Genomic DNA, 13,382 nt, shown 5'->3' with positions numbered 1-13,382 from the left:
TCTTTGAGCGCAGCCAGCAAGCGCCGCGGAACCGGCTTTGCCGGGCCGCAGGAGTCGCCCCCTGCAAGGGGGGAGGCGGCTACACGCAGTGAGTCCGCAACGGGGGTGTTCATACTGCTTTGTCCCAGGGTGCCGACAAACGAACGGCCGCGTTGATGATGCCGACCATGGAATACGTCTGCGGAAAATTCCCCCACATCTCGCCGGTCACCGGGTGGGTGTCTTCCGACAACAGGCCCAGATGGTTGCGTGCGGCCAGCATGGCTTCGAAAATTTCTCTGGCCTGCTCCTTGCGGCCTATACGCGCGAGCGCATCTATGCGCCAGAAGGTGCAGATGTTGAACGCGGTTTCGGGTTTGCCGAAGTCGTCCGGCGCCTCGTAACGCCGCATGTAGGGGCCATCACACAGGTGTTTCTCCAGGGCATCTACCGTGGCGACAAAACGCGGGTCTTTCGGGTCGATAAAGCCCACTTCAATCATCAGCAACACGCTGGCATCCAAATCACGCCCGCCAAAACTTTCGGCAAAAGCCTGACGTTCCTCGTTCCAGGATTCGCGCAGGATGCGCTCACGCATCACGTTCGCGTGGCCATGCCAGTAGATCGCGCGATCGGGTTGTTTCAGGCCTTCGGCGATTTTGCCCAGGCGGTCGCAGGCGGCCCAGCACATCAGCGCCGAGGAGGTGTGGACCCGGGCGCGCGTACGCAACTCCCACATGCCGGCGTCGGGCTGGTCGTAGGTACGCACCGCCTGTTCGCCGACCGCTTCCAGGCGCAAGAACTCGGCTGCGCCGGCGCGGTGCAACAAACGCTGGTCGTGAAAAGCCTGGGCCGCGCCCAGCACCACGTTGCCATACACATCGTGCTGAAAATGTTCCTGCGCCTGGTTGCCCACACGCACCGGCCCCATGTCGCGGTAACCACCCAGGTGGCCGTGGATGGTCTCGGGCAGTTCACGCTCCAGGCCTATGCCGTAGAGCGGCTGGATGTGGCCGCCGCCGGCCTGCACCACCACGTTGCTGAGCCAGCGCAAATAGTCTTCCAGGGTGCCGACTTCGGACAGGCTGTTGAGCGCGCGCACGACAAAAAAAGCGTCGCGCAACCAGCAGTAGCGGTAGTCCCAATTGCGACCGCTGTGGGGCGCTTCGGGAATGCTGGTGGTCATGGCCGCAACAATCGCGCCGGTGTCTTCAAACAGCGACAATTTGAGCGTGATGGCCGCGCGTATCACCGCTTGCTGCCACTCCAGCGGAATGGCCAGGCGCTGGCTCCACTTGCGCCAATAACTCAGGGTTTCTTCTTCAAACAGGCGCGCGGTGTCGGCAATGCCCTCGGTCAGTGACTCGTCGGCGCCCAGCAAAAAGTTGTGTTCGCGTGTCAGCACAAAAGCCTGCCTGGAGAGCAGATGCGACAGCGGCGCGTCGGTGGTGAGTCTCAGGGTCAAGGCGTCGCCGACATAACGCAGGTGGTTGCTGCCCTGGGTGATCTCAGGCGCTGTCCGGCCCCAGTCATAACGCAGGTCCAGCGCCACCCGGATACGCGGCGCGCCGTGCAGGGGCCGCACGCGGCGCACCAAGGTTGTTGGCTTGAAAAAACGCGAGCGCCGGTAAAAACGCGGCGCAAAGTCGGTGATTTCGATCGCCTGGCCGCTGGTGTCAAACAACTGGGTGTGCAAGACAGCGGTGTTCGGTTCATACCATTGCTTGCTGTACGAGAAGTTTTCAATATCTATGGCAAAGGCGCTGCCTTGCTCGCTGTTATCCAGCAGTGCGTTGAACACCGGGTCGGCGTCAAACCGCGGCAGGCAGCACCAGACGATGCGGCCGCGCGCATCCACCAGCGCGCTGAAGGCGCAGTTGCCGATGATGCCCAGGGACAAGGACGGCGGAGCGGGCGGCGCGAAGTAGCCGGACGGTGGGGTGGAACTCATGAGGCCTTCCTTTCAGAATCCGGGCTGTGGGTCAGGACGGCCGACTGCAGCCAGGCCGCGAGGTGTGCCACGCTGTCGCAGCGGTAGGCCGCCAGCGTGAGGCCAGGGCCGACCTTGATGCCCTGGCCGCCCAAGCGGGCCACCTCGGCAAAGCCGGCTTCGTCGGTGACGTCGTCGCCGACAAACAAGGGCACCCGGCCGGCAAACGGCGCTTCGGCCAGGAAGGCCGCGATGGCCGTGCCTTTGCTGACGCCGGCCGGCTTCACATCGATCACAAACTTGCCCTGCATCATGTCCAGCCCGGGGCTGCGTGCCATGGCCGCACGCATGGTCTGCAGGCACAGGTCTTCCAGCTCGGGCGCGTGCCGGTAATGCAGGCTCAGGGCCAGGTTTTTGCGTTCCAGCTTGAGGCCGGCATGTTGTGCCAGCAGGCTTTCGGCGGCCAACAAGGCGGGCTGCAAATCCACCGTCGGCGCGTTGACGAGGCTGCCATCGGCGCGGCGGCGTTGTGCGCCATGTTCACCTGCTGCCGGCAACAACAGGGGCGCCAGAAAGTGATCCAGATCCAGCAGGCGGCGGCCCGACACCAGGGCCAGCGCCCCCTGGAGCTGTGTTGACAGCGCCGACAAGGTGGCGGCCAGGCCGGGCGGCACCTGGATGGCTTCGGGCTGCTCGGCCAGCTCGACCAGCGTGCCGTCAAAATCCAGAAAAAGAGCGCTGTCGGGCGCGATGCGGGGTAGCGTTTCGTGAGGCTTGGGCATGACGCTTCACCTTAGCAGCATCCTCACCCGCGGCGTGTAGGTCGGCGCCCTGTTCAGTCGGCGGTGGCCGTGTCCAGCCAGTCCTGCACGGCCCGCACCCGGGCCATGTGGATCATCTCGCCAATTTTGGCGCCCGACAGGCCGGCGGCCTGCGCGGCTTGTGCGACCGGCTCGGTGGCGACCGACTGGGCCGCCTGCAGCGCCTGCGCCAGCCGCTGGCGTTGTGGGTAGGGCGTGTTTTCCAGCCCGAGGCGGCCGCGTGCATCACATTCGCAGGCCAGCAAGGCTTCCGCAAAACGTTGGGGCTTGCGAAACGCATCGCAACGCTCCAGCAGTCGCACCAGCGCGCCGGCGCCAAACTCGGCGCTGCGGTGGATGTTGCCATGTTCACGCGCCACCACCTCGGCCAGTTCGCGGCACTCGGTCGGCACACGCAGGCGTTCGCACAGACCTTTGAGCAGACGCGCGCTGCGTTCTTCATGGCCGATGTGACGCGGCAATACATCGGCCGGGGTGGTGCCTTTGCCCAGGTCGTGGCCCAGGCAGGCAAAACGCACGGGCAGGCTGGCCTGCAGTTGCGCCGACATGTCCAGCACCAGCATCAGGTGAACACCGGTATCAATTTCCGGGTGGTACTCGGCGCGTTGCGGCACGCCCCAGAGTTTGTCGACCTCGGGCAATAATTTTTTCAAGGCACCGCAGGCGCGCAGCACCTCGAACATGCGCGAGGGTGTAGCTTCCATCAGGCCGCGGCTGAGCTCCTGCCAGACGCGTTCGGCCACCAGCGCGTCGGCCTCGCCGTCGTCCACCATGGCCTGCATCAGCGCCAGGGTCTCGGGCGCCACCGTGAAGTCGGCAAACCGCGCCGCAAAACGCGCCACACGCAGGATACGCACCGGGTCTTCGCGGAACGCGTCGGTGACATGGCGCAGCACCTTGTCCTGCAAATCCTGCTGCCCGCCGTAAGGGTCGATCAGGACTTCTGTTTTTATATCAAAAAGGCCTTCAGACCAGTCTGGATGGATACCAATAGCTATTGAATTGATAGTAAGATCGCGCCGAGCCAGATCCTGCTCCAGCGTCACGTCGGGCGCGGCGTGGATGTCGAAGCCGCGGTAACCGCGCGCGGTTTTGCGCTCGGTGCGCGCCAGCGCGTATTCCTCTTTGGTTTGCGGATGGAGAAAGACCGGGAAGTCCTTGCCGACCGGAATAAAACCTTGGGCCGCGAGTTCTTCAGGGGTGGCACCGACCACCACCCAGTCGCGGTCTTGTACCGGCAAACCCAGCAAGGCGTCGCGGACTGCGCCACCGACCATGTAAATTTCCATGGGGTTAGTGTAGTTTGGCCTTTGCCAGTTTGATGGTTGTTGGTACTTCGGGCAGGCCGGGGTTGCCCGGCGGCAACTCACTTTCTTTTGCTTCGCCAAAAGATAAGTAGGCAAAGAAAAGGCGACCCCGCTGTCTGCGTCCCCTTCGCTTGCGCTCAGGGGCAACCTGCGGTGCTCGGGAAAAGCGGGGTCTCGCTCGAACTCGCCTTCGCCTCAGACAATCGCGAGCCCTGATCCGCTTTTCCCTGCGCTCCTCGGCGCATACAGAAGGGGTGGGGAGAAAAATAGAGAACGGAGGCGGGAAGACAAGAGGCCGTCATTCATGCACGCGCTTGCAGCACACGTAGCCAAATGAAATCCCCCTCCATCGCCCAGCGGGGCGAGGGAGGGGTTAGGGGTGGGAGTGGGGAGTCAGGCCTACTGCCCAATGCCAACCCAAGGCGCAGCGTGATGCCGTCGCGAAGACTACCGCGCCACGCGATAAGGTTCATCCGCCGGGACGAAGTCTTGCTCGGTCAGGCCGTCCTCTATCCAGGCCTTCACACCGGGCAAGGCGCAGACGCGGTTTACGTAGTCGGTGATGTGGCTGGGCACCGGCAGGCCGTAGGTTTTGATGCGCATGCAGACGGGCGCGAAGTAGGCGTCGGCAATAGTGAACTCGCCAAAAAGCATAGGGCCTTTGTGTTGCGCCAGCAACTCGGTCCACATCGTCACGATGCGTTCTACGTCGCTGCGCACGGCCGCCTGGTCGCGCCAGATGATGGCGCCGGTCTGGGACAGTTTGGCTTCGATATTCATGGGACAGGCGCTGCGCAGGGCGCCAAAGCCGGCGTGCATTTCGGCGCAGACGCTGCGCGCGCGTGCGCGGGCCTGCACATCCTGCGGCCAAAGGGTTTTCTCGGGAAACTTCTCGGCCAGATATTCGGCGATGGCCAGGGTGTCCCAGACCGCCAAGCCCTCGTCCACCAGCACCGGTACCCGGCCGCCGGGGCTCACCGCCAGGACCGCCTGCTTGAAGCTGGAGGTGGCGGAAAACGGATCGGCGCCGAAACGCACCATGACCTCCTCGAACACAATGCCGGCCTGCTTGAGCAGCACCCAGGGCCGCATGGACCAGGACGAATAATTTTTGTTGGCGATGTAGAGCTTGAGCATGGGGCTTCCTGCTGTGAACGAAAGGCCATGCTACTGCACGACCGACCTGGCATTGATGCAAAAAAGAGCGCGATTGATGATGGCGGACTGAGCGCTAAAACCGGCCCGCGGTTTTGCGTTTGAGCGTCAGGTTGCTGCGCAGGCCCCAGCCGCCGCCGACGGGGCCCAGGTAGGTCGGCGCGATGGCTTCCACCGCCGCCGGCGTGATGCCCAGCGCCTGCAGCCCCGGCAGGTTGCCGCTGGCGATGTTGGGCAGGGTCATGGAGTCCAGGTTGTCGCGGCTGAGCAGGGGTTCGCCCGGTGCCAGCGCCATCAGCCGCGCCTGCAGGCGGCCCAGCGCGGCGGGCAGGGCGATCACCGGTCGGCCCTGGCCGTGGCGCACGCCGCTGAAACTTCCGGCCATTTCGACCAGTTGCCGGAGCGTGAATATTGCCGGGCCACAAGCCTCGAAGGTTTTGCCGACCGTGGCGTGGGTGTGGGCGTCCTGCAAGCTGTGCACGACGGCCTCGGCCACGTTTTCCACCCACACCGGCTGGAACAAGGCCTGGGCGCCGGCCAGCGGAATGAGGGGAAAGGTTTTTTGCAGCTGCGCAAAGGTGTTGAGGAATTTGTCCTCGGCGCCGAAGATCACGCTGGGTCGCAACAGGGTCAGGGCCAGCCTGGCGGCTTGATGCAGTGCCACCTCGCCGTGGCCCTTGCTACGCAGGTACATCGATGGCGCGCCGTCCGGGTTGCGTGCGTCGGCGCCCAGGGCGCTGATATGGATCACACGCGACACGCCGCTGGCGACGCAGGCGCGGGCCAGTTTTTGCGGCAAGGCCACATGCACTTTCTGAAAATCCGACTGCGAGCCATGCAGGATGGCCACTAGGTTGACCACCGCATCGTGGCCGGCCACCAGCTCGGTCAGGGCGGCTTCGTCATGCACATCGGCTTCGAAGACATCAAGCGCGGGCAACATCTGGATGTCCCGGGCGTTGGCCTCCTGCCGGGTGGGCACGGTCACGCGCCACTGCAGTTGCGTGAGTTTTTCGCAAAGATGGCGACCCACAAAGCCGGTGCCGCCCAGAACCAGAATTTTCTTCATGCGCTTATTAAACGCCTTCGCGGCGGCAGATGCAAAACATCAAACATGTTGATAATGATTTTTGCCTGTAGCCCATATCCTGCGGTTCTAAGTAGCTATTAATTTCGTAGCGATTGAGGGGCGATGTAGGTCGCCGTCGCCGCCAGCCTGGGCGCCACGACCTACACGCCATGTGGCAGCGGCTCCAGATAATTCAGGGATGAACATTTTTGAAGCCCTGCGCACCAGCCACGACACCCAGCGCGACCTGGCGGACCACCTGGTCAAAACTGCGGGAGACAGTACGGACCGCGCCGCCTTGTTCAAGGAACTGAAAGCCGAACTCGCGGCCCACGCGGCAGCCGAGGAGCGTTTCTTTTATGTGCCGCTGATTGCGCACGACATGACGCAGGAGCCGTCGCGCCACGGTATTGCCGAGCACCACCAGATGGACAAACTGGTGGCCACGCTGGAAGCCACCGACTTCAGTTCACCGGCCTGGATTGCGGTGGCCAAGGAGTTGCACCACAAAGTCCACCATCACCTGCAGGACGAAGAACAAGGCATTTTTCAGCTGGCCGGCAAGGTGCTGAGTGAGGCGGAAAAACTGTCGCTGGCCAAAGCTTATGAAGGCGAATTTGTCTCGCAGCGCGTAAAAGCCTGATCACGCGTCTGCTGGTTTTGCGCCTGGGTCGGCGGCCAGCAGGGGTGCTGGTTTTTCCGGCAGCCTGACCAGCAGCGGCACCAGCGCCAGTATGGCCAGGGCCAGCAGCGTGGCCAGCAAGGCCGTGAGTTCGCGCCCCAGGCCCGCGGCCACCCCCATGGCGGCGGTCAGCCACAGGCCGGCCGCCGTGGTCAGGCCTTTCACGTCGCCCAGCTTGTCGCCCTTGAGGATGGTGCCCGCGCAGAGGAAACCCACACCGGCGGTGATGCCCTGAATCACCCGGCTCATGTCGTCCGGCCCCATGCCGGTTTGCTGCGACACCAGCACAAACAAGGCCGCACCCATGGCCACCAGCATGTGGGTGCGCACGCCGGCCGCCTGGCCTTTGTGTTCTCTTTCCCAGCCGAGCAAGCCACCCAGCAAGGCCGCCATCAACAGGCGCAAGACCACGCGGGTGGTCTGGGCCAGATCGGGCAGGTCCGAAAATTCGGCGGCCAGGGTGCTGGCAATTTGTTGCCACCAGGTGGGGTTCATCGTGAGGGCTCCTGCGCAAAGGGGAAGCGCTCAATTTAGCTGGTGCGCCCTCAGGAAGACATAGGCGCAAGCCTACAAAACCGCCGGACAAGCGCGCCTTTCATCCGGGTATCAAGCCTTTTAGGCCCCCAGCCCTTGTCGGATGGATGCAAGCAGCTATCAGTTTGGTAGCGAAGCCGGTGCGCCGGCCGCTGCTCGGGGCATTTTTTCGTCAGGCGGTGGCGCACTGGCTTCGCGCAGTCCCACGGTGCCCAGCCGGGCTTTCAGCGATTGCGGCTGGCCGGTCAGCAGGGCGGCTCGTGGCTGCTGGCGCTGGCGGCGTACTGGTTCTGGCTGCAGGTGGTGTGAAACGCACACGCAGGTGGGGCCTGGAATGGACGGGGCAAAAAATGGCACCGCTGCCGGTGCTATGTTCTCAGCCCGGGGTCTGTTGCCCCGGGGTGCCTAACGCTTAAACCGCATTGGATTTTTTGCGCTGTGCCAGGTACAACCCGCCCAGAGCTGCCAGCACCAGCGGCAAACTGTCGGGTTCAGGAACATTGTTGGGATCGCAAGGCGGCTGGTTGGGCTGGCCACACACAATCACGCCGCCGCCGCCTGCAAATCCACCGCCGAGCACCACCGTGTCATCCAAAATATTGGCTGCAAAATTATTGCCATTACCCACGATCAAGGACTGCAACGCACCGAAGCCACCTTCGAAATACGCATGCCATGGTGTCGCGTTGGAAATATCGGTGTTGGTCAAGCCGGGGAACTGCGCGTTACCTTGGACCGTCAGCTGTAACTCGCCGGAATTGGCAATGCCACCCGAGTTGTCACCTTTGACCACCAGCGTGGGCAACAGCGAGGTCAACCAGCCATAACCAATGCTGCTGTTGGCCTGTTCCTGGGTGAAGAGTCCACCGCCTGCCGCCAGATAGTTGTTGATGGCCGTGCCATTTAGATTGACCACGGCCAATTGGATGTCGTTGATGCCGCCAGTTACATTGTTGGCTACCGTAGGCATATAAATGAAACCTGCATTCGACAAATTGACCGCACCCGTGTTGTTGAAGAAGTTGGTGATGTCGGTGGTAGAGGTCAGTTGGGTGGAGGTCCAGCCCGTCAGTCCTGCCAAGCTAAAAGCACTGCTGAACGCGGCGCTGGCCTGACTGCCGTTACAGCCAATACACACCGCATTGGTCTGTCCGTTGCTCACAGCTCCGCCGATATTGCTCATGGCCAGTTGCATGAATTTCCAACCCGTTTGATTGGCTCCTCCCGAGAAGAAACCATGGTCATCCATATCGGTGCCTGCAATGATGATGGGTCCGGCATGGGCCACGCTAAAGCCTAGCACCAGGGCGGTGGCGGCCAGAATTTGCTTGATCTTTTTCATTGTGCTTGCCTTAAATGGTTGTGGTTGGAGGGAGGGAGCCACGGGTAAATAGTTTGGTTTCCCGAACTTTCAAAGCACCCAGAGCAAATTCCGGTCCAGCTTTGTAGAGGTGAAAAATATCCTTTTATTTCAATGGTTTACGTTGATTTTTTGAGATGCCTGGGAGGCGCTTGAATAAGGTTGTGTAAACATATTCGACATTTTTTGCGCATGGTTTGTAGCGTCAAAGTGAGCTGCTGCTGGTCTTGAAGCGCCCGGACATACCGCTGCACACCCATGGCAGCGAAACCGATCTCCGTGACTTCGTGAAAAGCGCAAAGTCAGCGGGGGCACGCGCCGTGATCTGGGCCGTCAGTGTCGTGACACCTTTGCCAGCCTGAAGAAAACCTGCCGCAAACTGGGCATCTCTTTCTGGCTGTACTTGCTTGATCGCGTATCCCTGAGCAACACCATCCCGCCACGGTGGACTCTCATTCGCAACGCTGCGGCTGCTGCTGCTGCTGGCTTGCCTTGAGCTATTGAGAAGTTACTATTTCAGGCCTCTAACCCTTTGGGTTCGGGTGCCGGCAGCTATCAAGTTTGTAGCGAAATAGATGCGCGAGCCGCTGCTCAGGGCATTTTTTCGTCAGGCGGCGGGGCCGAGGCTTCGCGCGGTCCCACGGTGCCCAGCCGGGCTTTCAGCGACTGCGGCTGGCCAGTCAGCAGCTCAGCGTAGTTGGTGGTGTTGGACAACACTTTTTTCACGTAGTCGCGGGTTTCGGCAAACGGCACGTTTTCGGCCCAGATCGCGGCTTCCAGCACCGGCCCGTTGCGTCAGGCGCGCGGCCGGCCGGGACCGGCGTTGTAGGCGGCGGCGGCCAGCGGCATGGCGCCGCCGAAGTCGTCGAGCGCACGTTTGAGGGAGGCCGTGCCGATCACGATGTTGGTGTCGCGGTCGTTGATCTGGTCGGCGGTGAAACTGGTCAACGCAGCCGCCCGGCTGTCCCCTGGGCCGATCTGCGAGCCGGAAGCTCAAGCCCTGCGGTGTCTATGGCGGTAGACCTTTTTCTTGCGCCGCATGCCGGCGTGGCCGAGCGCGGCCACCAGCCAGCCCATGGCCAGCGCGGTCAGCACCGATGAAATTTCAGCCGTGCGGCCGGGCAGGTAGCGCTGGCTCCATTCGCAAGCGAAAGCCAGCGCCGCCACGCACAAGGTCGTGCCCACAAGCACCCAATCCATGCGCGCGGTGCTCCAGATAATGGCGCCGAAACACAGGGCTTCAAAGGCCACCGAGGTCACCGCGGCTTCGATGCTGCCTTCGAGCGACGAGGCGAAAGGCCGCCAATGCATGGCGGTGGGGAAGTCCTGGAATTCATACGGTGCGAGTGCGTAGACCAGGTAGCTCGCCACCGCAATCAGCAGCACCACCATCAGGCGCAGGCGCTCGGGCATGAAATCCGTGGACAGCCACAGGATGAAGCCGCCGGCGATGCCAAACACCACGGCCAGGCCGGGCGACTGGCCGAGCACGACGAATTTGCCGGCCAGCATGCACAGGGTCACCAGCCCCGCCAGTGGCCGCACCAGCCTGCCCACCGAGGCCGAACGCAACAGCTGCGCCAGCGCCTCCAGGCCGATCAGGGTCATGCCCACGTGAGTCCACATGCGGCGCGGTTGCCAGGGATCTTGTTGCCACAGTGACTTGACGTTGTCATAGACCGAAGACACATCGAAGGTGGGAATCAACGGAAACAGTTCGGCGATCACCCAGATGGCCAGCATGAGGACGGCAAAACGGTCGGCGGTGCGCAGCCCCGGGTGGCGCTGCATGACACCGTTCAGCGCCTGGACCGACAGCCTGCCAGCCCACCAGCCCGCCACGTGGCCCGTCATATTGAACACGATGTCGGAGGCCGCGGGCGTGCGCGGCAGGTATTTCTGCAGCCACTGCAGCACGCTGGCCACCACGAGCGCGATCACGAACCAGATCCAGAAATGCGTCCACTGGCGCTGCCGGCCGTCGTAGTGCCAGGCCAGCAGCCAGCCCAGCGGCAGGAACAGCACGATGTTTTCCACCAAATCGATCACACCGACCTGGCCGATGTAGATGAAGTCCTGCGGCTGATCGAAATTCCAGGTCAGCGGATACAGCGAACCATAGGTGATGAGGACCAGCAGAATGCCGACGGCGATGCGGTAGCTGGCCGCACTCGCGCGGGCCGGGTCGCGGTTGGGCTCGGCGGGCTGGCGTGATGACGAGCGAGAAGAATACGATGACGAGGAACGACACCGGCGGCTTTCACCACTGCCGCCGTCTCCCCCGTCCAAACCAATGGGCCGTATGCGCGCATCCGGCGCCGCGTTGTCTTCAGGTTCCATAGACACCCTTCATCGCGTTGTTCAATTCGTCGCCACCTCCGGCATGGCCCGAGCAGAAGCGCCTGCTGCTGGCTTGTCTGGAGTTATTGAGAAATTACCCTTTTAGGTCTCTTGCCCTTTCTGGACGGACGCAAGTAGCTATTGGTTTGGTAGCAAGACCGGCGCGCCAATCGCCGCTCAAGGCATTTTTTCGTCAGGCGGCGGGGCCGAGGCGTCGCGCGGTCCCACGGTGCCGAGTCGGGCTTTCAGCGACTGCGGCTGGCCGCTCAGCAGGGCGGCGTAGTTGGTGGTGTTGGACAACACTTTTTTCACATAGTCGCGGGTTTCGGCAAACGGCACGTTTTCGGCCCAGATCGCGGCTTCCAGCACCGGCCCGTTGCGCCAGACGCGTGGCCGGCCGGGACCGGCGTTGTAGGCGGCGGCGGCCAGCGGCATGGAGCCACCGAAGTCGTCGAGCGCACGTTTGAGATAAGCCGTGCCGATCACGATGTTGGTGTCGCGGTCGTTGATCTGGTCGGCGGTGAACCCCGCCAGGCCGATGTAACGCGCGGTTTCGCGCGCCGTGGCCGGCATCACCTGCATCAGGCCCGAGGCACCGACGCCGGAACGCGCGTCCATGATGAAACGTGACTCCTGGCGGATCAGGCCGTAGACATAAGCCGGGTCCAGGCCGATGTCGCGGCTGCGTTGCAACACGGCGTCACGGAAAGGCGTGGGGAAACGCTGGTCGAAATCCATCTCGGTGCGTGTGCGTTCGCTGGTGTTGATGCAGCGGTCCCAGATCGCGCGGTCGCAGGCAAACTGGGCGGTGGCCAGCAGTTGGCGCTCGCTCATGCCGCCGCGGTCATGCAGGTTGACGCTGTAATTCCACTCGCGCACGCCTTCGGGGCGCAGGCCCATGCCGATGGCATAGACGGCGCGGGTCAGGCCGGGGTGCTGCTGCGCGGTTTCTTTTTCTTCGGGTGTGAGCGGCGCCGGCCGGGCCGGGGTGCTGATTTTCTGGCCCAGTTCTTCCAGGGCCAGCTGTTCGTAAAAACCGCGCACCGACGCAATCGATTGCATCAAGGCCAGGGCCTCGGCGCGTTGCGGCGCGATGGATCCGCCGGCGGCGGTGGCCGGCGCGTTGCTGAGCAGGGCGCGCGCCTTCCAGTAGACCCAGGTCGGGTCCTGGCGGGCGCTCTCGCTCATGGCGTGGATGCCGGACAAGACCAGCGGCCAGCGCGGCACGGGACCGGCGCGCAAGGCGGCGCGGACTTTCCAGCCCAGCATGTCGTCGCTCAGGTCGCTGTCCTTGCTGACCTTGGCAAAGTAGCCCAGCGAGGCGTCCCCGTTCAGGCGGGTCGCGGCCTGCCGGCCGATCGCACCCCAGACCCAGTTGCGTTCTTCTTCCGTGAGTTGCGCGCCCCATTTGTCTTCCAGCATGCGCGCCGCGCCGTCGGCGTCGCTGGTGGCCAGCTTGACCAAGGCCAACACGACGATTTCCTTGCGGACCTTGCTGACCGCCAGTGACTTGGTGGCCAGAAAACGCAGCGGGCTGTTATTCAGCTCGGTCACCAGGTTCAGCGCGTCGGGCGCGATGATCTCGACCGCATCACGTGCGGCGCGCGGTCGGTTGGCTTCGGTCGCCAGCCTGGCCTTGCGCCAGACATCCCGCGCCGTCAGGTTCTTGCTGCCGACCAGGCGCGCGGCGGCACTGGTGCAGCCGTCGCTGGCATCGCGCTGGGCGAACCAGTTGCCGCGCACTTCCTCGGCCAGGCGCGCATCGGCGCCGGGGTTTTTCAGGTGTTCGACCAAGAGCGCATAACAACGCACATCCTTGTCGTCGCCCATGCGGTACTTCGGGTATTCGGCGGCAAAACCGGCCCAGTCGCGGCGCTGGCCCAGCAGCAGCAACCAGTCGTTGCGCAGCCGGTCTTCCTGGTAGGTGCCGGCGTAACGCGCCATGACGTCCTGCACCTCCTGCGCGCTGGCATCGTCCAGCCGGACTTTCAGCTCCCAGTAGGCGGCCCAGGGCTCCAGCGTGTGGCCGCGCGCTTGCGGCAGCAACTGCGCCAGCTTGTTTTTGTCGCCGCGTTTGAAGGCTTTGTTCATCTCCAGCAACACGTCGTCGCCGCGGGAACCGTTGTTTTGTGCCCCTGCCGGCAGGAGGATCAGCAAGAAAGAGAGGCCTGAAATCAGGGTGGTGACAACAAATTTGGATAGCAT

The 13,382-nt window shown here is 63.2% G+C and carries 11 protein-coding genes and 1 pseudogene; 1 reads left to right on the top strand and 11 read right to left on the bottom strand.

The features are described 5' to 3' along the window. Positions 1-109 precede the first annotated feature (109 nt). From ACHMXK_RS20010 to ACHMXK_RS19990, 5 genes are all read right to left on the bottom strand, one after another. Positions 110-1,930 (bottom strand): glycoside hydrolase family 15 protein, encoded by a 1,821-nt coding sequence (locus tag ACHMXK_RS20010; protein ID WP_397442272.1) that lies wholly within the window; start codon positions 1,928-1,930, stop codon positions 110-112. Then, positions 1,927-2,691 carry a trehalose-phosphatase gene (otsB, locus tag ACHMXK_RS20005; RefSeq protein WP_397442271.1) on the bottom strand — a complete coding sequence of 255 codons (765 nt, stop codon included), beginning with the start codon at positions 2,689-2,691 and terminating at the stop codon, positions 1,927-1,929. The genes ACHMXK_RS20010 and otsB overlap by 4 nt, the downstream gene beginning before the upstream one ends. A 53-nt stretch (positions 2,692-2,744) precedes the next feature. Beyond that, entirely contained in the window at positions 2,745-4,019 is a 1,275-nt protein-coding gene (locus ACHMXK_RS20000; RefSeq protein WP_397442270.1) for a multifunctional CCA addition/repair protein, read from the bottom strand. Between the two features lie 465 nt (positions 4,020-4,484). Continuing rightward, the gene (locus ACHMXK_RS19995; protein WP_397442269.1) at positions 4,485-5,174 is read right to left on the bottom strand and encodes a glutathione S-transferase family protein; all 690 of its coding nucleotides are present in this window, start codon (positions 5,172-5,174) and stop codon (positions 4,485-4,487) included. Between the two features lie 94 nt (positions 5,175-5,268). Beyond that, complete coding sequence (locus tag ACHMXK_RS19990) at positions 5,269-6,261, bottom strand: complex I NDUFA9 subunit family protein (protein WP_397442267.1); 993 nt, start codon at positions 6,259-6,261, stop codon at positions 5,269-5,271. Between the two features lie 199 nt (positions 6,262-6,460). On the opposite strand from ACHMXK_RS19990, the gene ACHMXK_RS19985 reads away from it, so the two are divergent. After that, positions 6,461-6,904 (top strand): hemerythrin domain-containing protein, encoded by a 444-nt coding sequence (locus tag ACHMXK_RS19985; protein WP_397442266.1) that lies wholly within the window; start codon positions 6,461-6,463, stop codon positions 6,902-6,904. On the opposite strand, the gene ACHMXK_RS19980 is transcribed toward ACHMXK_RS19985, so the two are convergent. The 6 genes and pseudogenes from ACHMXK_RS19980 to ACHMXK_RS19955 all read right to left on the bottom strand — a co-directional run bounded on the left by ACHMXK_RS19980 (position 6,905) and on the right by ACHMXK_RS19955 (position 13,382). Next, complete coding sequence (locus tag ACHMXK_RS19980; protein WP_397442265.1) at positions 6,905-7,438, bottom strand: MgtC/SapB family protein; 534 nt, start codon at positions 7,436-7,438, stop codon at positions 6,905-6,907. A gap of 159 nt (positions 7,439-7,597) precedes the next feature. Beyond that, entirely contained in the window at positions 7,598-7,795 is a 198-nt protein-coding gene (locus tag ACHMXK_RS19975) for a hypothetical protein (RefSeq protein WP_397442584.1), read from the bottom strand. 94 nt (positions 7,796-7,889) lie between these two features. After that, entirely contained in the window at positions 7,890-8,819 is a 930-nt protein-coding gene (locus tag ACHMXK_RS19970) for a PEP-CTERM sorting domain-containing protein (protein ID WP_397442264.1), read from the bottom strand. 609 nt (positions 8,820-9,428) lie between these two features. After that, positions 9,429-9,782: pseudogene (locus ACHMXK_RS19965) on the bottom strand (transglycosylase SLT domain-containing protein); the annotation flags it as partial. A gap of 48 nt (positions 9,783-9,830) precedes the next feature. Next, positions 9,831-11,177, bottom strand: a complete 1,347-nt coding sequence (locus tag ACHMXK_RS19960; protein WP_397442263.1) for a VanZ family protein — start codon at positions 11,175-11,177, stop codon at positions 9,831-9,833. A gap of 177 nt (positions 11,178-11,354) precedes the next feature. Next, positions 11,355-13,382, bottom strand: coding sequence for a transglycosylase SLT domain-containing protein (locus ACHMXK_RS19955; RefSeq protein ID WP_397442262.1), 2,028 nt, complete (start codon positions 13,380-13,382; stop codon positions 11,355-11,357).

The sequence above is a fragment of the Polaromonas sp. UC242_47 genome, assembly GCF_044452385.1.
Lineage (GTDB): Bacteria > Pseudomonadota > Gammaproteobacteria > Burkholderiales > Burkholderiaceae_C > Polaromonas.
Note: the sequence above shows the minus strand (reverse complement) of the source record. Positions and strands in the feature narration are given on the sequence as shown.

Excerpts from the sequence above, each read along its gene's own strand:
- ACHMXK_RS20010 (WP_397442272.1), bottom strand. The coding sequence starts at position 1,930 with ATGAGTTCCACCCCACCGTCCGGCTACTTCGCGCCGCCCGCTCCGCCG.
- otsB (WP_397442271.1), bottom strand. The coding sequence starts at position 2,691 with ATGCCCAAGCCTCACGAAACGCTACCCCGCATCGCGCCCGACAGCGCT.
- ACHMXK_RS20000 (WP_397442270.1), bottom strand. The coding sequence starts at position 4,019 with ATGGAAATTTACATGGTCGGTGGCGCAGTCCGCGACGCCTTGCTGGGT.
- ACHMXK_RS19995 (WP_397442269.1), bottom strand. The coding sequence starts at position 5,174 with ATGCTCAAGCTCTACATCGCCAACAAAAATTATTCGTCCTGGTCCATG.
- ACHMXK_RS19990 (WP_397442267.1), bottom strand. The coding sequence starts at position 6,261 with ATGAAGAAAATTCTGGTTCTGGGCGGCACCGGCTTTGTGGGTCGCCAT.
- ACHMXK_RS19985 (WP_397442266.1), top strand. The coding sequence starts at position 6,461 with ATGAACATTTTTGAAGCCCTGCGCACCAGCCACGACACCCAGCGCGAC.
- ACHMXK_RS19980 (WP_397442265.1), bottom strand. The coding sequence starts at position 7,438 with ATGAACCCCACCTGGTGGCAACAAATTGCCAGCACCCTGGCCGCCGAA.
- ACHMXK_RS19970 (WP_397442264.1), bottom strand. The coding sequence starts at position 8,819 with ATGAAAAAGATCAAGCAAATTCTGGCCGCCACCGCCCTGGTGCTAGGC.
- ACHMXK_RS19960 (WP_397442263.1), bottom strand. The coding sequence starts at position 11,177 with ATGGAACCTGAAGACAACGCGGCGCCGGATGCGCGCATACGGCCCATT.
- ACHMXK_RS19955 (WP_397442262.1), bottom strand. The coding sequence starts at position 13,382 with ATGCTATCCAAATTTGTTGTCACCACCCTGATTTCAGGCCTCTCTTTC.